20 protein-coding genes are annotated in these 17,612 nt (G+C 63.9%); 7 read left to right on the plus strand and 13 right to left on the minus strand.

Annotated features, from left to right (window positions below; translation table 11 throughout):
* Nucleotides 1-64: 64 nt before the first annotated feature.
* From sbcB to ACFY68_RS08500, 3 genes are all read right to left on the minus strand, one after another.
* Complete coding sequence (gene sbcB, locus ACFY68_RS08490; RefSeq protein ID WP_387525580.1) at nt 65-1,501, minus strand: exodeoxyribonuclease I; 1,437 nt, start codon at nt 1,499-1,501, stop codon at nt 65-67.
* 46 nt (nt 1,502-1,547) lie between these two features.
* Nucleotides 1,548-1,907: a PilZ domain-containing protein gene (locus ACFY68_RS08495; RefSeq protein ID WP_387525872.1), complete on the minus strand. Its 360-nt coding sequence runs from the start codon at nt 1,905-1,907 to the stop codon at nt 1,548-1,550.
* 122 nt (nt 1,908-2,029) lie between these two features.
* A complete protein-coding gene (locus ACFY68_RS08500) occupies nt 2,030-2,416 on the minus strand; it encodes a tetratricopeptide repeat protein (protein WP_346614542.1) in 387 nt (128 codons plus the stop codon).
* A 180-nt stretch (nt 2,417-2,596) separates the two neighbouring features.
* Between ACFY68_RS08500 and pyk the strand changes: the two genes are divergently transcribed.
* Entirely contained in the window at nt 2,597-4,051 is a 1,455-nt protein-coding gene (gene pyk, locus ACFY68_RS08505) for a pyruvate kinase (protein ID WP_346614543.1), read from the plus strand.
* Between the two features lie 138 nt (nt 4,052-4,189).
* Here pyk and ACFY68_RS08510 read toward each other — a convergent pair whose 3' ends face one another.
* Complete coding sequence (locus tag ACFY68_RS08510) at nt 4,190-5,110, minus strand: iron-sulfur-binding ferredoxin reductase (protein WP_387525583.1); 921 nt, start codon at nt 5,108-5,110, stop codon at nt 4,190-4,192.
* Between the two features lie 248 nt (nt 5,111-5,358).
* Here ACFY68_RS08510 and ACFY68_RS08515 point away from each other — a divergent pair, with 248 nt between their 5' ends.
* On the plus strand, nt 5,359-6,882 hold the full coding sequence (locus tag ACFY68_RS08515) for a fumarate hydratase (protein WP_346614545.1): 1,524 nt from the start codon (nt 5,359-5,361) through the stop codon (nt 6,880-6,882).
* A gap of 119 nt (nt 6,883-7,001) precedes the next feature.
* Here ACFY68_RS08515 and ACFY68_RS08520 read toward each other — a convergent pair whose 3' ends face one another.
* Nucleotides 7,002-7,874, minus strand: a complete 873-nt coding sequence (locus tag ACFY68_RS08520) for a carbon-nitrogen hydrolase family protein (protein WP_387525586.1) — start codon at nt 7,872-7,874, stop codon at nt 7,002-7,004.
* On the minus strand, nt 7,871-8,461 hold the full coding sequence (locus ACFY68_RS08525) for a GNAT family N-acetyltransferase (RefSeq protein WP_387525588.1): 591 nt from the start codon (nt 8,459-8,461) through the stop codon (nt 7,871-7,873). Before ACFY68_RS08525 ends, ACFY68_RS08520 begins: the two co-directional genes overlap by 4 nt.
* Nucleotides 8,462-8,576: 115 nt before the next feature.
* Here ACFY68_RS08525 and ACFY68_RS08530 point away from each other — a divergent pair, with 115 nt between their 5' ends.
* On the plus strand, nt 8,577-8,975 hold the full coding sequence (locus ACFY68_RS08530) for a nuclear transport factor 2 family protein (RefSeq protein ID WP_387525591.1): 399 nt from the start codon (nt 8,577-8,579) through the stop codon (nt 8,973-8,975).
* A gap of 18 nt (nt 8,976-8,993) precedes the next feature.
* Here the strand turns inward: ACFY68_RS08530 and ACFY68_RS08535 are convergent, their stop codons facing one another.
* Genes ACFY68_RS08535 through ACFY68_RS08560 form a run of 6 tightly spaced genes read right to left on the minus strand, consistent with a single transcriptional unit; the run spans nt 8,994 to nt 13,716 of the window.
* Nucleotides 8,994-9,572, minus strand: coding sequence for a DJ-1/PfpI family protein (locus tag ACFY68_RS08535; protein WP_346614549.1), 579 nt, complete (start codon nt 9,570-9,572; stop codon nt 8,994-8,996).
* 51 nt (nt 9,573-9,623) lie between these two features.
* The gene (locus ACFY68_RS08540; RefSeq protein ID WP_387525594.1) at nt 9,624-10,781 is read right to left on the minus strand and encodes a phosphatidylserine/phosphatidylglycerophosphate/cardiolipin synthase family protein; all 1,158 of its coding nucleotides are present in this window, start codon (nt 10,779-10,781) and stop codon (nt 9,624-9,626) included.
* 1 nt (nt 10,782) lies between these two features.
* Nucleotides 10,783-11,364, minus strand: coding sequence for a YceI family protein (locus tag ACFY68_RS08545; protein ID WP_346614551.1), 582 nt, complete (start codon nt 11,362-11,364; stop codon nt 10,783-10,785).
* A 44-nt stretch (nt 11,365-11,408) separates the two neighbouring features.
* Nucleotides 11,409-11,705 carry an amidase gene (locus tag ACFY68_RS08550; RefSeq protein ID WP_387525597.1) on the minus strand — a complete coding sequence of 99 codons (297 nt, stop codon included), beginning with the start codon at nt 11,703-11,705 and terminating at the stop codon, nt 11,409-11,411.
* Nucleotides 11,702-12,781 carry a serine hydrolase domain-containing protein gene (locus ACFY68_RS08555; RefSeq protein WP_387525600.1) on the minus strand — a complete coding sequence of 360 codons (1,080 nt, stop codon included), beginning with the start codon at nt 12,779-12,781 and terminating at the stop codon, nt 11,702-11,704. The genes ACFY68_RS08550 and ACFY68_RS08555 overlap by 4 nt, the downstream gene beginning before the upstream one ends.
* A gap of 47 nt (nt 12,782-12,828) precedes the next feature.
* A complete protein-coding gene (locus ACFY68_RS08560) occupies nt 12,829-13,716 on the minus strand; it encodes an acyl-CoA dehydrogenase (RefSeq protein WP_387525603.1) in 888 nt (295 codons plus the stop codon).
* A 148-nt stretch (nt 13,717-13,864) separates the two neighbouring features.
* Between ACFY68_RS08560 and olsB the strand changes: the two genes are divergently transcribed.
* Together olsB and ACFY68_RS08570 are read left to right on the plus strand one after the other, a co-directional pair.
* Entirely contained in the window at nt 13,865-14,620 is a 756-nt protein-coding gene (gene olsB, locus ACFY68_RS08565) for an L-ornithine N(alpha)-acyltransferase (protein WP_387525606.1), read from the plus strand.
* Nucleotides 14,620-15,408: a lysophospholipid acyltransferase family protein gene (locus ACFY68_RS08570; protein WP_387525609.1), complete on the plus strand. Its 789-nt coding sequence runs from the start codon at nt 14,620-14,622 to the stop codon at nt 15,406-15,408. The genes olsB and ACFY68_RS08570 overlap by 1 nt, the downstream gene beginning before the upstream one ends.
* Nucleotides 15,409-15,466: 58 nt before the next feature.
* Here ACFY68_RS08570 and ACFY68_RS08575 read toward each other — a convergent pair whose 3' ends face one another.
* The gene (locus tag ACFY68_RS08575; protein ID WP_387525612.1) at nt 15,467-16,048 is read right to left on the minus strand and encodes an ACP phosphodiesterase; all 582 of its coding nucleotides are present in this window, start codon (nt 16,046-16,048) and stop codon (nt 15,467-15,469) included.
* 151 nt (nt 16,049-16,199) lie between these two features.
* On the opposite strand from ACFY68_RS08575, the gene ACFY68_RS08580 reads away from it, so the two are divergent.
* Together ACFY68_RS08580 and ACFY68_RS08585 are read left to right on the plus strand one after the other, a co-directional pair.
* The gene (locus ACFY68_RS08580; RefSeq protein ID WP_346614558.1) at nt 16,200-16,502 is read left to right on the plus strand and encodes a helix-turn-helix transcriptional regulator; all 303 of its coding nucleotides are present in this window, start codon (nt 16,200-16,202) and stop codon (nt 16,500-16,502) included.
* A 17-nt stretch (nt 16,503-16,519) separates the two neighbouring features.
* Nucleotides 16,520-17,569 (plus strand): alkene reductase, encoded by a 1,050-nt coding sequence (locus tag ACFY68_RS08585; protein WP_387525615.1) that lies wholly within the window; start codon nt 16,520-16,522, stop codon nt 17,567-17,569.
* Nucleotides 17,570-17,612: the final 43 nt, after the last annotated feature.

Genomic DNA, 17,612 nt, shown 5'->3' on the forward strand with positions numbered 1-17,612 from the left:
GCAACTGCTTGTAACAAGAACGCCGGCTCAATGCCGGCGTTCTTGTTTGCGTATGCATCAACGCTCAAGCGCCGATTGCAAACTGCTCAGCCAAATGCCGCGCATGCGCCTGCCAGGCATCAAGTACCCGCCGCCCCGCCTCGTCGGCGGTGGCCCAGGCGCTCTGCCGGGCCTGTTCGAAGTCCCCCAGCGTGTTCGGTGCGCCCCACAGCGGGTCACTCAGGCGTTGCTGGCAGAAGCCATACCAGCGCTGACGCTCTTCGCTGTTCAAGGTCTCGGGGAAGTTACGTGCCCGGTAACGGAACAATAACTCGGGCATGCGCGGGTCATCGAACATCCAATGCCCCTGCCCCAACTGTGCAGGGTCTAGCGTGCGCACTTGCTCGCACAAGCGCCGGTCACGGTCCCCCAGAAAACCGTCATACAACTGTTGTTCCGGATCTTCACTCGGGGTGAAGTCATCCTTGCCGTAGATGTGCTCCAGCTTGTGTTGCCATTCTTGTTGTTGATTGGCCAACGCCTCACCGCGTGATTGCAGGAGTGGCAAATCGATGCCGAGGCGTTGCTGATCCGCCGGGCGTAAAACCGAAAGCGGCGCCACCACCGGGCAGCGATTGATCTGCAGCAACTTCAACGGCACCGGCAATTGCCCTTCAGATAATTCCTCATGACGCGTGTACAAGCGTTCACGAAGTAGCTCGGCACTATCCCTTATCAACGGTAGGGTTTCCTGATGGAGGTCACACACAATCAGGGCATTGCGATTACGCGGGTGCCAAGCCAACGGCAAGACCACGCCAAGATAATTGCGCGCCGCCGAGAAGCGCCCCGATATATGCACCATCGGCTGCAACAAACGGATGTGCTCCATCACTTTGTGCTTGCTGCGCAACTGGAACAACCACTCGAACAACTTCGGTTGTTTCTCTCGTATCAGGCGCGCCAATGCGATGGTGGCCCGCACGTCGGAAAGTGCCTCGTGTGCATGCCCATGGTCAATGCCATTGGCTTTGCTCAACAGCTCCAGGCGCAGGCTGGTACGCCCATCCTGTTGTGGCCATTCGATGCCTTCCGGGCGCAGCGCATACGCCGTGCGTACCACATCGATCAGGTCCCAGCGGCTGTTGCCGCCCTGCCACTCACGGGCGTAGGGGTCGAAGAAGTTGCGGTACAAGCTGTAACGGGTAACTTCGTCGTCAAAACGCAGGGTGTTGTAACCCGCCCCGCAGGTACCAGGGCGCGCCAGTTGCTCATGTACCCGCGTCATGAATTCGGCTTCGCACAGCCCTTGGGTGGCCAATTGCTGGGGCGTGATGCCGGTTACCAGGCAGGCTGCCGGGTGCGGCAGGATATCGTCGGATGGGCGGCAATAAAGGCTGATCGGCTCGTCGATCTCGTTGAGGTCGAAGTCGGTGCGCAGGCCTGCGACCTGCAGCGGCCGATCGCAGCGTGGGTTGATGCCAGTGGTTTCGTAGTCGTGCCAGAAGATGCTGGAGGTCACGGGAGCGTCCTGATTCAAGGTCGCCCCGATTCTAGCGGACCTGCCCTCAGACGGAAGCGTTAGCCGGGTGGAAACTGAAATAGTCACGCAGCGAGCGGACGAATTCGTCGTATTCGCGCGGGGCTTGCAGCAGCATGAACCCCGAGTCGTAGTGCCCTGGGGTCTGATCCTCGCGGCACCACAGGCAACTGGCGGTCAAGTTGATGAACTGAAAACCGCCACCGGTCAGCGGCAGACGCAATTGCAGCTCGAAATCGGGCCCGACCAGCACAGGTAGCTGGCTGATCAACATCAGTCCATCTTCAGAGGCATTGCCCAACTGCCCGATCGGCTGATCGGTAAAACGGTTGAAGACCTTGAGAACACAAGGCAGCTGATGGCGTTCGATATGACGCTGGTTGAACATGGTCACAGTGCAGTCCGTACCCGGTGCCAGGAATGCGAGGTACTGGCGGTTGTTGTAACAGCTAAGTTACAGGTTAGCGCAGCGTGGGCGGCAAATCCCGTGAAATAAACGATACCTTGGTATTAACGCCAAGGAGAGGCCTTCACCGGGCTGGCCACCGCCGCCTCGCCACCGCGGTAGTGGCCCAGCTGCTGCAGTGTCTGCAGCCGCGCCTTGGCGCGGTAGGCGTATTCATTGCGCGGGTATTGCTGGATCAGGTATTCGTAGGTTTGCGCAGCGTCGACGAACAGCTGCTGGCGCTCCAGGCACTGGCCCCGCAGCAGCGACACTTCCGGATGGATGAACGGCCGCGCCCGGCTGGTGCGGTCGACCTGCGACAGCTCCAGCATGACCTGCTGGCAGTCGCCACGGTCGTAGGCGCGGTAGGCGTTGTTCAAATGGTGGTCCATGGACCAACGGGTACAGCCGACGGCGCTGGCCGCCAAGGCTAAAACGATCAGGGCTCGCATGGGGGATCTCCTTTGATGCCAGTGTATCGGCCTTTTCCGCCAAATCTTCACAGGCTTTTGCAAGGATACCCCGCCCGTTCAAATGCCACCCTGCACTGCTTGCAGGTAGTGCAACGGAACAATGACTACAGCGCGATTCAGGAGTAGCCTTTCGCTGCGCTTCACTATAGGAGTCTGTGCATGACCATCCGCCGTACCAAAATCGTCGCCACCCTTGGCCCCGCCAGCAACTCGCCGGAAGTGATCGAACAACTGATCCTCGCCGGCCTGGACGTGGCACGCCTGAACTTCTCCCACGGCACCCCGGACGAGCACAAGGCGCGCGCCCGCCTGATCCGTGAGATCGCTGCCAAGAATGGTCGCCACGTCGCACTGCTGGGCGACCTGCAGGGTCCGAAGATCCGCATCGCCAAATTCAGCAACAAGCGCATCGAACTGAAAGTCGGTGACACGTTCACCTTCTCCACCGCTCACCCGCTGACCGAAGGCAACCAGGACATCGTCGGTATCGACTACCCGGACCTGGTCAAGGACTGCGGCGTCGGTGACGAACTGCTGCTCGACGATGGCCGCGTGGTCATGCGCGTCGAGACCGCCACCGCTGATGCCCTGCACTGCGTGGTGATCGTCGGTGGCCCCCTGTCGGACCACAAAGGCATCAACCGCAAAGGTGGCGGCCTGACCGCTCCGGCCCTGACCGAAAAAGACAAGGCCGACATCAAGCTGGCCGCGGAAATGGACCTGGACTACCTGGCCGTGTCGTTCCCGCGTGACGCCAAGGACATGGAATACGCCCGCAAGCTGCGTGACGAGTCCGGCGGCAGCGCCTGGCTGGTGGCCAAGATCGAGCGCGCCGAAGCCGTTGCCGACGACGAGACCCTCGACGGCCTGATCGCCGCCTCCGACGCAGTCATGGTTGCCCGTGGCGACCTGGGCGTGGAAATCGGCGACGCCGAGCTGATCGGCATCCAGAAGAAGATCATCCAGCACGCCCGCCGCAACAACAAGGCGGTGATCGTGGCGACCCAGATGATGGAGTCGATGATCCAGAACCCCATGCCGACCCGCGCCGAAGTGTCCGACGTGGCCAACGCCGTGCTCGACAACACCGATGCGGTGATGCTGTCGGCCGAAAGTGCCGCCGGTTCCTACCCGATCGAAGCCGTACAGGCCATGGCGCGTATTTGCCAAGGTGCCGAAAAGCACCCGACCAACCAGAAGTCCAGCCACCGCCTGCACACCACCTTCGAGCGCTGCGACGAAAGCATCGCCCTGGCGGCCATGTACACCGCCAACCACTTCCCCGGCGTCAAGGCGATCATCGCCCTCACCGAAAGTGGCTACACCCCGCTGATCATGTCGCGCCTGCGTTCGCACGTGCCGATCTACGCACTGACCCCGCACCGCGCCACCCAGGCACGTACCGCGATGTTCCGCGGCGTCTACCCGATCGCCTTCGACCCGGCATCGCTGCCGGCCGACAAGGTGAGCCAGGCGGCGGTCGACGAGCTGCTCAAGCGTGGGCTGGTGGAGCAAGGCGACTGGGTCATCCTGACCAAGGGCGACAGCTACCACACCATCGGTGGCACCAACGGCATGAAAATCCTGCATGTCGGTGATCCGCTGGTTGGCTGATCTGCCTCCCCAGGGCCGCTTTGCGGCCCATCGCCGGCAAGCCAGCTCCCACAGCTACTGCGCCAGCCTCTGGCCTGAGGCTGATCCTGTGGGAGCCGGCTTGCCGGCGATGAGGCCGGCCCACACAGCACACCGCCTTCAGGCATGCTCGACAAATACATCGGCAAACACCTGCCCCCTCGGCACCCCAGCAATAAACAGCCGCCGCGCGAACCGCTCCACACTCCCCGCCGCCCCGCACACCAGCGCGACTGTCTGCCGCGAAGACGGCCGCAACGCCGCCAACGCTTCATCCAGCTGATCCGCCTGCACCAGGTCGATACTCACCCCTTCGATATTCTTCAACGGCTCAGCCAGATAATGCCCGGCGTGCTCACGCGCCACATGCATCACCCTGATCTCGCCGCAATGCCCCTGGCGCAGCGCCTCGCGCAAGATGCCCCACAACGGCGCAAGCCCGGTCCCCGCTGCCAACAGCCAGAGCGGCCGCTCCTGCCAGTCCGGATCGTAGTGCAACGCCCCACCCCTGAGTTCGCCCAGGCGCAGCACGTCGCCCACCTGCAACCCCCGCGCCTTGTCGCAAAAGGCCCCCGGTCGTCGGCAGTCGATATGAAATTCCAGAAATTCATCTTCCCCCGGTAGGCTCGCCAGCGAATAGGGCCGTGCTACCGAACCGTTCCACAACACCACATGCTGGCCAGCCTGGTAGCGCAGTGTTCGCTCTGGCCGCAGGCGCAGGCGCAATACCTCGCCGAACCAGTCCAGCGCACAGACCTGCGCAGGAATGCCGTCCTGCAGCGGGTCGAACACCGCCACGCGCAAGTCGCCCACCACCCGGCACTGGCAGGCCAGGCGCCAACCCTGGGCGTGTTTTTCCAGCGCCAGGGCCTCGGGCAAGGCATCTGCCGGCTGCCCGTCCAGGCAATGCACCAGGCAGGCATGGCAACTGCCGGCACGGCAGCTGTAGGGCACGTTCAAGCCGGCCTCGTTCAGGGCATCGAGCAGGTTGCTGCCGGTGGGCACCGTCCAACGGCGCTCGCCCACACAGAGTTCAGGCATGGTCACATTTCTCCGGGTCTACAGGGCCACTCTAAGGCAAGCGGGCACCCGCAGCAAAAAGGATGCCCGCCGCCTGCAGACCAAGGTCCAGACCACACGCAGGTGTTTCGCCGCCGCAGGCGCGCTATACTGCCGCGCCTTTTTACGTCGGCCTGACCTGCCGACGCCTTGCCAGGCGTTTCGACACACGGGTGTGCAGTGTCGAAAAGCCTTTACGAATGTTCCCGTCTTTAAGAGGAGCGCGCTGCATGACCGTGATCAAGCAAGACGACCTGATTCAGAGCGTCGCCGACGCCCTGCAATTCATCTCGTACTACCACCCCGTCGATTTCATCCAGGCGATGCACGAGGCCTACCTGCGTGAAGAGTCGCCTGCCGCGCGCGACTCCATCGCCCAGATCCTGATCAACTCGCGCATGTGCGCCACCGGCCACCGCCCGATCTGCCAGGACACCGGCATCGTTACCGTGTTCGTACGTGTTGGTATGGACGTACGCTGGGACGGCGCCACCCTGAGCGTCGACGACATGATCAACGAAGGTGTGCGTCGCGCCTATAACCTGCCTGAAAACGTCCTGCGTGCGTCGATCCTGGCCGACCCGGCCGGTGCCCGCAAGAACACCAAGGACAACACCCCGGCCGTTATCCACTACTCGATCGTCCCTGGCGACAAGGTCGAAGTCGATGTCGCAGCCAAGGGCGGCGGTTCCGAGAACAAGTCGAAGATGGCCATGCTCAACCCGTCCGACTCGATCGTCGACTGGGTGCTGAAAACCGTTCCGACCATGGGCGCTGGCTGGTGCCCGCCTGGCATGCTCGGCATCGGCATCGGCGGTACCGCCGAGAAAGCCGCAGTGATGGCCAAGGAAGTGTTGATGGAGTCCATCGACATCCACGAGCTCAAGGCCCGTGGCCCGCAGAACCGTATCGAAGAAATCCGCCTGGAGCTGTTCGAGAAGGTCAACCAGCTGGGCATCGGCGCCCAGGGCCTGGGCGGCCTGACCACCGTGCTCGACGTCAAGATCATGGACTACCCGACCCACGCCGCGTCCCTGCCGGTATGCATGATCCCGAACTGCGCCGCCACCCGCCATGCGCACTTCGTGCTCGACGGTTCGGGCCCTGCCGAGCTGGAAGCACCGTCGCTGGACGCCTACCCGGAAATCGTCTGGGAAGCGGGCCCAAGCGCCCGTCGCGTCAACCTCGACGACATCACCCCGGAAGAAGTCGCCAGCTGGAAGCCGGGCGAGACCATCCTGCTCAACGGCAAGATGCTCACTGGCCGCGACGCCGCGCACAAGCGCATGGTCGAGATGCTCAACCGTGGCGAGGAGCTGCCGGTCGACCTCAAAGGCCGCTTCATCTATTACGTTGGCCCGGTCGACCCGGTCGGTGACGAAGTGGTTGGCCCAGCCGGCCCGACCACCGCCACCCGCATGGACAAGTTCACCCGTCAGATCCTCGAGCAGACTGGCCTGCTGGGCATGATCGGCAAGTCCGAGCGTGGCCCGACCGCCATCGAAGCGATCAAGGACAACAAGGCCGTCTACCTGATGGCTGTCGGCGGCGCCGCCTACCTGGTAGCCCAGGCGATCCGCAAGTCCAAGGTCCTGGCGTTCGCCGAGCTGGGCATGGAAGCGATCTACGAGTTCGATGTGAAGGACATGCCGGTCACCGTCGCGGTGGACAGCAACGGTGAGTCGGTACACATCACCGGCCCTGCGCTGTGGCAGAACAAGATTGCCGAGAGCCTGGCTGTTGAAGTGAAGTAAGGCAGTTGCAATAGCGGCGGCCCTTTCGCGGGTAAACCCGCTCCCACAGGTACAGCGCTGATCCAAAGTGTGCGCTGTACCTGTAGGAGCGGTTTACCCGAGAAGGGGCCGCCGCCGTTTCAGAGAACCCGTTCGAACTGCTCAGGCCAATCGCGCCGCGTGAACACCTGCCCCTCCTCCCGCACACGCCGCACCTGCGCCAGGTCAATATCACACACCAGCCATTGGCTGCTCGCCGGGCTCAGTTGCTCGCTCTCGGCAATTACCCCATTTGCCGGCATGCCGTGATCCGGCGGCACGAACAGCCCCGCCCGCCCGATGTTCTCATCCAGCGCCTGCGACCAGGCTGCCACGCCAACGGTCGGGCTCTGCAAAACCGCAATCTGATTCTCCAGCGCCCGCGCCTGGGCGCCAATGCGCACCCGGTGGTAGCCGGCCTCGGTATCGGTGCAGCTGGGCGCCAGAATCAGGTCGGCGCCCGCTTCAGCCAGGCCTCGCGCCAGCATCGGGAATTCATTGTCGTAGCAGATCAGAATGCCCAGCCGGCCCAACTGGGTATCGAACACCGTCAGCCCATGGCCGGCCGCAATGTCCCACTGCTCACGCTCGAAGCGGGTCATCATCAGCTTGTCCTGATGCCCTAGCTCACCGTCCGGGCCGAACAGCCAGGCACGGTTGCGGTACCGCCCATCGGGGTCAAGCACCGGCAGGCTGCCCGGTTGCAGGTATACGTTCCAGCGCCGAGCCATGCTTTCGCACAACGCCCGCCACGGTTCGATCAGCGGCTGAATACCGGCAATGGAAGCCTTGAGGTCACTACGTTGCTCGGCGGGCAACTGGCCGCTGAGCACCAGGCCTGCATATTCCGGCAGCAGCAACAACTGGGCGCCCGCCTCGACCGCCTCGGCGCACAGGCGCTGCAGGTGGTCGGCGTAAGCATCCCATGTTTCATGCAGCTCGATGGCGTACTGGCAGGCCGCCAGGCGGATCATATCGGCAGCTCCTTGAGCCAGAACGACATGATCTTGTCGCTGCTATGCGGCTCGCCAAGGTCGCGCCAGGCATAGCTGGTACGCAACGACGGGTCGTGCAGGAAGCCGCGGTTGCGCCAAAAACCGTGCAGCGGTTTGTAATTGGCTGGCCGCAACGGGTGCACACCCGGGCGCTCGACGGCGCAGAACGCGCAATAATCGAATTCGGCCAGCTTGTGCGCATACGACTCGCGTTCGATGAAAAAGCGCACACCCAGGCCTTGGCCACGGTATTCGGGCAACACCAGCGATTCGCCGAAGTAGTACACGCTGGCCGGGTCACGCCCCTGCGCCAGGAACGGCTGCTGGAACTGCGGCGCAACGTCCACCAGCGGCAGGCCGGTCGAAGCGCCCACCACCTTGTCGTCATCCAGCGCCAGCACTACCAGGCTGCGGCCTGAGCGAGCATAGGCGGCCAGGTAGTCGGCTTCATATTCGGGCGTACCGTCGTACAGGTAGGGAAACTCGCGGAACACGGTTAGCCGCAGGCGAGCGAGGTCATCGATGTAAGGCGCGATAGCGGCGCCGTGCAACAGGCGTATTTGCATGCTTGGCGGTCGTTTTGTCGATGTGGATGACGCGCTCGGCTAAGCCGGGCTTGAGGGGAAACCCTATCATCCGAACCAACGCTGCGCCTTTTCCCTACACGACAGGTATTGTTCCATGACCGCTACCGAACTGGTAAATGCTTACTACGCCGCCTTCAACGCCGGTGACATGGCAAGCTTTCTGGCCTTGCTCAGCGAGGACGTGATCCATGACATCAACCAAGGCGAGCGGCAGATGGGCAAGGCGAAGTTCGCCGCATTCATGGGCAAGATGAACCGCTGCTACCGCGAGCGCCTGGCCGACATCGTGGTGATGCAGAACGCCGATGGCAGCCGGGCAGCGGCGGAGTTCACCGTACATGGCGAATATGTGGCCGATGACGAAGGCTTGCCGGCCGCCAATGGGCAGACCTATGTGCTGCCGGCGGGGGCGTTCTTCTACTTCCACTGCGGGAAGATTGCCCGGGTGACCAATTACTACAACCTCAATGACTGGGTCGAGCAGGTGGAGTGACACCACGGGCCGAGTAGATCAGGCGATACGCGTCCCAAGCACCTTCAGGAAAGCCGCCAACCAGGCAGGATGCGCCGGCCAGGCTGGCGCCGTCACCAGGTTGCCATCGACATGCGCCTGGTCCACCGCGATGTCGATGAACGTCCCGCCGGCCAGCCGCACCTCCGGTGCGCACGCCGGGTATGCACTGCATTCGCGCCCTTCCAGCACCCCCGCCGCCGCCAGCAGTTGCGCCCCATGGCACACCGCCGCAATCGGCTTACCCGCCTGGTCGAAGGCCCTGACCAGCGCCAGCACCCGCTCATCCAGGCGCAGGTATTCCGGCGCCCGCCCACCCGGGATGAGCAACGCGTCGTAACTTTCGGGCCGGACCTGGACGAAGTCATGGTTCAACGCAAAGTTGTGCCCAGGCTTCTCACTGTAGGTCTGCTCGCCCTCGAAATCATGGATCGCCGTGCGCACGGTCTGCCCGGCGATTTTCTCCGGGCACACCGCGTGTACCGTATGGCCAACCATGGTCAAGGCCTGGAACGGCACCATCGCCTCGTAGTCCTCGACGTAGTCGCCCACCAGCATGAGAATCTTCTTCGCCGTCATCGCATCCACTCCTTCGGTGATAGGGGAACAGCCATTGCACGATAGTCTGCTTCAGTCGCGACGGTCGAGCAGGTTGACCACCAGGCGGTCCAGCCAGCCCCATACCCGCTGCTTGACCCGGCGCCACAACGGCCGGGCGTTCCAGTGGTCAAGGTCGACTTCTTCGCTCAAGGCGAAATCCCGTTCGAAGCTGGCCCTGACGGCTGCCGTCAGCGACGGGTCCAGCGCCTCGACGTTGGCCTCCAGGTTGAAGCGCAGGTTCCAGTGGTCGAAATTACACGAACCGACGCTGACCCAGTCGTCCACCAGCGCCATCTTCAGGTGCAGGAAGCATGGCTGGTATTCATAGATCCGCACACCCGCGCGCAGCAACCGGGGGTAGTAACGGTGGCCCGCGTAACGCACCGAGGGGTGATCGGTGCGCGGGCCGGTGAGCAGCAGGCGCACGTCGACGCCTTTGCCCGCAGCCCGGCGCAATGAACGGCGCACGCTCCAGGTCGGCAGAAAGTACGGCGTGGCCAACCACACGCGTTGCTTGCCGCTGTTGAGCGCACGTACCAGCGAATGCAGGATGTCCCGGTGCTGGCGGGCGTCGGCATAGGCTACACGGCCCATGCCCTGCCCTTGCGCCGGGACCTTGGGCAGCCGTGGCAGGCCGAACCCTTCAGGCGGTCGCCAGGCGGTGCGGCGGTTGTTGGCCTGCCACTGGCGATCAAACAGCAGTTGCCAGTCGCCCACCACCGGGCCCTGCATCTGCACCATCACCTCGTGCCACTCGCTGGTCGCCTCACCCGGCGTCCAGAACTCGTCGGTGACACCGGTACCGCCGACCACCGCCCAACGCTCGTCCACCAGCAGCAGCTTGCGATGGTCGCGGTACAGGTTGCGCAGGCCGCGGCGCCAGCGCAGGCGGTTGTACCATCGCAGGTGCACGCCGGCGTCCAGCAGGCGTTGGCGCAAGGCCGAATTGAAAGCCAGCGAACCATAATCATCGAACAGGCAACGCACGCGCACACCGCGCCTGGCTGTCTGCACCAGCGCCTCGACCACCGCCTCGGCGCAGGCACCGGCCTCGACCAGGTACAGTTCCAGGTCAACTTGCGTCTGCGCGTGCTCGATGACCTGCAGCATACGCGGAAAGAATTCAGGCCCGTCGACCAGCAGCTCGAATTGATTGCCATCCCGCCAGGGGAAGACCGGCCCCGGCATGTCAGCGCGCGTTGAAGATCAGCACCGCATTGACCGGTACCGTCGGGTTGATGGACTTGAGCTTGGCGAACGTGCGCAAGGTTTCCAGGCCGGGCAGCAGGCCAAAATCCTGGGCGCGCAATATCAACGGTTCGAGCGTCACCACCTGGAAGCGCCGTGCATCCAGGCGGGTGGCCAGCAACAAGGCGTTGTAGCTGTGCGACTGGCCATGCAGGGTGACGGTCAGCGGCAGGCGCAATTCAATTTGTGCGCCGTCGGCGAGGTCGTTGATCGGCCGCAGGTCGAGCTGGGCCTTGACCGTCGCCTCGGCAAAGCGGCCGACTTCGAACAGGTCGTCACGCATGCGCTCGTCACGCAGTGGTATACCGCTGCTCACCGAGTCCATCTCGATACGCAGCCCAGCCATGCCTTTGCGGTCGACGCTGCCATGCAGCACCAGAAAACGATGGACCTCGGCCGTATCGCCGTTCTTGCCGGTGATGAATGACAGGCGTGAAGACTCGCCATCGAGGTGCCAATTGGCGTGGGCGGGCAGGCATAAAGCCAGCAGTAGGGCGGGCAAAAGACGCGGCAGCTTGAACATGACAGATCTCGTGAAACCAGACCGCCAACCTTACCCGCCCGCCTTCATGGCAGCAAGCGGCAGCCGGCCTGGGCAGACTGCCACGTCGCCGCATTGTGCTGGCCCAGGCCGGTGGCCCTGACCAGGCGCTGCTGGCGGTCCTCCTCCAGTGAGCTCAAGGGCAGCCACTGTTTCACGTAACCCCGGCAATACGCCTGGTCGAAGCCCATGACAAACCGGCACGAGCAATACTCCTTGGCCGAATAGGCCGAAAGGATGCCCGGGAAGTCCGCCAACGCCTGGCGCTCGAGCCAGGCCCACCCCAGCAAGGCAACAGCCACCAGCAATGCAAGGCGCTTCATGCGCCCTCCTTGGGCAACGCCGCCAGCACGCGCTTGAGCAATTCGTTATGGCTGTAGCTACCGTCGCGATCATCGCCGTAGCGGACGATGACCAGCCTGTGTCTGGGCAGTATGTACAGCGCCTGGCCCCAGTGGCCGAGGGCGGCATAGGTGTCCGCCGGCGCATCGGGCCAAGGCAGCCCGCTGCCCGCCAGTGGCAGGTTCAGCCACCAGTGGCCGCCTGGGTTGGCTTCGCCTGGCGTGGGCCGCGCCTGGCTGAACGGCGTACGGTTGAAGCTGACCCAGCTCGCCGGCAACACCTGCCGTTCACGCCAGCGCCCTTCACGCTGCATCAACAGGCCGATACGCGCCAGGTCGCGCGCCTTGAGGTAAAGGTAGGAGGAACCGACAAAGGTGCCGCTGGCGTCACGCTCCCAGACGGCGCTGTCGATACCCAGCGGCGTGAACAGGGCCTGCCAGGGATAATCGGCATAGGCATCGGGTGCGAGCATGCCGCGCAACGCGGCGGCCAGGACATTGCTGTCGCCACTGGAATAGAGAAATTGCTGGCCAGGCTTTTGCGCAGCACGCTGCGCCGCGGTATAGCCTGCCATGTCGTTGCGCCCTCGGGTGTAGAGCATGGCGACCACCGAGGATTTCACCGGCGCATATTCGTAGTCCTCCTGCCACGCCAGGCCACTGGCCCAGTGCAGCAGATCAACCAGGCGCACATCGGGGTGTGCCTGCATCGGTGGGTAAAAGCGTGCTACGGGGTCGTGCAGCTGGAAGCGTCCCTCGCCCTGAGCCACACCCAGTACCGTGGCCAGCACACTCTTGCTCACCGACCAGGTGAGGTGGGCAGTGCTTGCCGTGGTGGGGGCGGCGTAGCGCTCATGCAGGATGCGGCCATCACGGATGACCAGCAGGGCGTCACTGCGGATACCGTTGCGCTGGCTGGTGCTGCGTTCGGGGAAGGCATAGCTGTCGACGGCCTGCCAATCGCCGCTGACGGGGTCGACTTGCCAGTCCGGTATCGGCCAGCTCTCTGCCCTGGCCGAGCTGACGGCCAACGCCAGGGCCAGCAAGCATGCCTTCATGGTGAGCGCCCCCAGGTTTCAATGGTGCTCTCGATCCTGGCAAACGCTCATGACAATCCGGCGGCGCTCCAGGCTTTTGCCAGGCGTTTTTCCCGGGCAGCGGTAGCCAGCGCCATGACCCCCTGATCCCGCTGCCAAAGCCGCGCCCACTGCTCCGGCCCCGCCATCAGCGCCTTGTCGATGGCCCCTTTCAGCTCCTGAAACTGCGCAAACAACCCGCCCAGCAGCAAATGGCAACCGACGCTGTCGGCACACTGGCGGCTAGCCTCGGCACACGCCGCCAGCAAAGCGATCAGACGCAATCGCAGCGGCTGCGGCCAGTCACACTCCTGTCCCACGCCATACAGCCAGGCGGTCATGGCTGCGAGCACATACAAGTCTTCGAGCGAGCGAAACGGCCTGACGTAGGCGTCCCAGCCGTCCCCCGCCAACAGTTCGCAGGCAGCGTGCTGTAGCAGCAGCCGCCCGTGGCCCACCTCAGGCATCAGTGGCAGAGTCGGCAATGCCTCGAGGGTCACCCCCACCTCCCCTGGATACACCACCGCCAAGTTGAGCCGTGCCGCTTCACCCTGCCCTTCGCTGCGCGCCGCCACCAGCAGCCATTCGGCGTCGAGCCCGGCGGTGACGAAATCCTTGCTGCCGGTGAGGCGCAAACCCTCCAGGCGTGTCTGCATGTCCGCAGGGCGCACGCTGCGCCGCTCGGTGGCGCACAGCGCGCCGAGGCTGGCCGGCGCGCTGGGCCAGAGCGCGCGCAGGGCCGCCTGGTAGCCGATCAGAAAGGCGAGGCCCGGCGTGGCCATGGCCCGCCCGCCCAACACCGCCAGCTCGAAGGGCGCGACGGCGCCGAGGCGCTCGAGCTGCGCGGCATAGGTCTCGCCCAGGGTGCCGGCCAGGGGCTGGCGGAGGGGGTCGTTAAGTCGTTGTAGCCAAGCCATGGGGCGCTCCTTTGATAGGCGCTTGTCGGGGGTGTCACGCAAGCATCACCAAAGATTCACAGGGGTGACACCGCGCCTACCTAGGCTGACTTTGCACAACAAAGCCGACCGGCCGCAACCCTTCATGGCTGGCTTATGGAGACTCGCAATGACTCGGATCGCTCGCTCTGGCGACAACAGCACTGAACGCCGTCTGCAAGCCGAACGCCTGGTCGGGGCTGCCGCCCTGAAGGAAGCACAGGCCCTGCGCTTCAACGTGTTCAGCGCAGAATTCAAGGCCAAGCTCAAAGGCGCCGAACAGGGCCTGGACATGGATGACTACGACGTCCACTGCCAGCACATCGGCGTACGCGACCTGAGCACCGGCGAACTGGTCGCCACCACCCGCCTGCTCGACCACCAGGCTGCCAGCAGCCTGGGGCGTTTCTACAGCGAAGAAGAGTTCAGCCTGCACGGCCTGCTGCAACTGCAAGGCCCGATACTCGAACTGGGCCGCACCTGCGTGGCCCCCGCTTACCGTAACGGTGGCACCATCGCTGTGCTCTGGGGCGAACTGGCCGAAGTACTCAACGAGGGCCGCTACAGCTACCTGATGGGCTGCGCGAGCATCCCCATGCAGGATGGCGGCGTCCAGGCCCACGCCATCATGCAACGCCTGCGCGAGCGCTACCTGTGCACCGAGCACCTGCGCGCCGAACCGAAAAACCCGCTGCCAACCCTGGCCCTGCCCAACAACGTCATCGCCGAGATGCCGCCGTTGCTCAAAGCGTACATGCGCCTGGGTGCGAAGATTTGTGGCGAGCCGTGTTGGGACAAGGACTTCCAGGTTGCCGACGTGTTCATCCTGCTCAAGCGCGACGACCTCTGCCCGCGCTACGCCCGCCACTTCAAGGCGGCGGTCTGATGCCCAGGCTGCGGGTGGTCGCCCGCCTTGCCAGGCTGTTGCTGGTGCTGCTGTTAGGCATGCTCATGGCCAGCGTGATTGCCGTCGGCGAGCGCCTGGGCGTCAAGGCCCCCCTCGAACGCCGTCAACGCTGGGCCTGCCTGTTCATGAAACGCCTGGTCGCCGCCCTGCCCTTCGAGGTGCAGGTGATTGGTGAGCTGCCCAAGCGGCCCATGCTGTGGGTCAGCAACCACGTGTCCTGGACCGATATCCCGCTACTCGGCATGCTGCGGCCGCTGTCGTTCCTGTCCAAGGCTGAGGTGCGCCACTGGCCGGTGGCCGGCTGGCTGGCGGAGAAGGCGGGCACGCTGTTCATCCGCCGCGGCGGCGGCGACAGCCAGCGCTTGCGCGAACAGATAAGCGAACAACTGGGTCATGCCCGGCCGCTGTTGATCTTCCCCGAAGGCACCACCACCGACGGGCGCCAGGTGCGCACCTTTCATGGGCGCTTGCTGGCTGGTGCCATCGATCAGGGCGCAGCGGTGCAGCCGGTGGCCATCCAATACCTGCGCAATGGCGAGGCTGACCCGATTGCGCCGTTCATTGGTGACGATGACCTGGTGTCACACCTGATGCGGCTGTTTGCCGAGCCGCGGGGCGAGGTGTGCATTCACCTGTTGCAGCCCATCAGCAGCGCCGGCAAGGAGCGCGCGATGTTGGCGCTTCAGGCACAGCAGGCCATTCAGATGGCGTTGTTCGGGGTTGAAGAGGTTGAGGGCGGGCGGCGTCGGCAGGCGCGGGCGGCTTGAGATTTCCAGTGTCTGGGCGGGCGCTTCGCGGGCAAGCCCGCTCCTACACGTTAGGAGCCTAACCCGCCGACCTCTGCTCAGTGGCAAACACCTGCAGTTGCGGATAAAACTCACGAAAATCCGCCAGCAACGGCTCATACAACCGCTCCAGCTCGCCCATCACCCCCACCATGCCCTCTGGCCGCGACAAGCGCCGGCCAATGCCATTGAACACCTGCTCAAGCGTAGCGAAGTCGCCATACGCCCCCAGCCAGTCATCTGCCGCCATGAACGGCGCAATCCGCGCCAACCTGCCTGGCAATTCAGGCTCTGCCAGCAACACGCGGTAAAACGACCCGGTGAATTGCTCCAGCGGCTGTTCGGCATAGTCGCCCCAATGCCGCGCCAGGCAATGATCGAAGAACACATCCAGCACGATCCCGGCAAAGCGCCGCCGCTCTCGCGGAAAACGCGCCAGTGCCGCCAGCACCAGCGGGTGACGATCGGTGTAGCTGTCGATATGCCGGTGCAGGCGGATCGCCGCCTCCAGCGCGGGCGGAAAACGCCCTTCCAGCGAGCCTTTGACGAAATCGCCATACAGGCTGCCGAGCAGTTGTTGCGGCGCGGGGCCGCCAAGGTGCAGGTGTGCGAGGTAGTTCATGAGCGCAGTCTAGCACTGCGCCTGCGTATATCGTTATAACGCGATATAGCGATTCGTGATCAGCTCAGAACCACTTCATATTTCTATATCGTGAAGGACCGATCTATATTTCGTCCTATCGCGATATACCGCTACACCGTGAGCCCACACCATGCCTCTTGATCTCGACGAAATAATAAAAGCCCTGGCCCACCCGGTCCGACGAGAAATCCTCAACTGGCTGAAAGACCCTGCAGCGCACTTCCCCGCCCAGCATCACAGCACCGAAAACGGTGTGTGTGCCGGGCAGATCGACCAGCGCTGCGGCCTGTCGCAGTCGACCGTCTCTGCCCACCTGGCCACCTTGCAGCGCGCCGGGTTGATCAACAGCCAGAAGGTCGGCCAGTGGCACTTCTTCAAACGCAACGAAGCCACCATTCAAGCGTTCCTCGAACAACTGCGCCAAGCACTTTGACAAGGCAGGTAACCGTTATGACCACGCTTTTCGATCCGATCACACTGGGTGACGTGCAACTGCCCAACCGCATCATCATGGCCCCGCTTACCCGCTGCCGCGCCGATGAAGGCCGGGTGCCCAACGCGCTGATGGCCGAGTATTACGTGCAGCGCGCCAGCGCCGGGCTGATTCTCAGCGAAGCGACTTCGGTTACCGCCATGGGTGTCGGCTACCCGGACACGCCTGGCATCTGGAACGACCAGCAAGTCCGCGGCTGGAACAATGTCACCAAGGCCGTGCATGGCGCTGGCGGGCGGATCTTCCTGCAGCTGTGGCACGTCGGCCGCATCTCGCACCCCAGCTACCTGAATGGCGAGTTGCCTGTGGCGCCCAGCGCCATCCAGCCCAAGGGCCATGTCAGCCTGGTGCGCCCGATCACCGAGTACCCGACCCCGCGCGCCCTGGAAAGCGAAGAAATCGCTGACATTGTCGAGGCTTACCGCAGTGGCGCCGAGAATGCCAAGGCCGCCGGCTTCGACGGCGTGGAGATCCATGGTGCCAACGGCTACCTGCTCGACCAGTTCCTGCAGAGCAGCACCAACCAGCGTACAGACCGCTATGGTGGCTCGCTGGAGAACCGTGCACGCCTGCTGCTGGAAGTGACCGACGCGGCCATCGAGGTTTGGGGCGCAGGCCGTGTGGGCGTGCACCTGGCGCCGCGTGCCGACTCCCATGACATGGGCGACGCCAACCGTGCCGAAACCTTCACCTATGTGGCGCAGGAACTGGGCAAGCGCGGTATCGCCTTCATCTGCTCGCGGGAGAAGGAGGCCGACGACAGCATCGGCCCGCTGATCAAGGCAGCGTTTGGTGGCCCGTACATTGTCAACGAACGGTTCGACAAAGCCAGCGCCAACGCTGCATTGGCCAGTGGCAGGGCGGATGCGGTGGCATTTGGCGTGCCGTTCATTGCCAACCCGGACCTGCCGGCCCGGCTGGCGGCGGATGCGCCCTTGAACCAGGCCCATCCAGAAACTTTCTACGCCAAGGGGCCGGTGGGGTACATCGACTACCCACGGCTGTGATCGAACACCCGGCCACTCCTGCAGACGCTCGCGGTCACCTGTA

It is taken from the genome of Pseudomonas sp. NPDC012596 (genome assembly GCF_042902325.1).
Lineage (GTDB): Bacteria > Pseudomonadota > Gammaproteobacteria > Pseudomonadales > Pseudomonadaceae > Aquipseudomonas.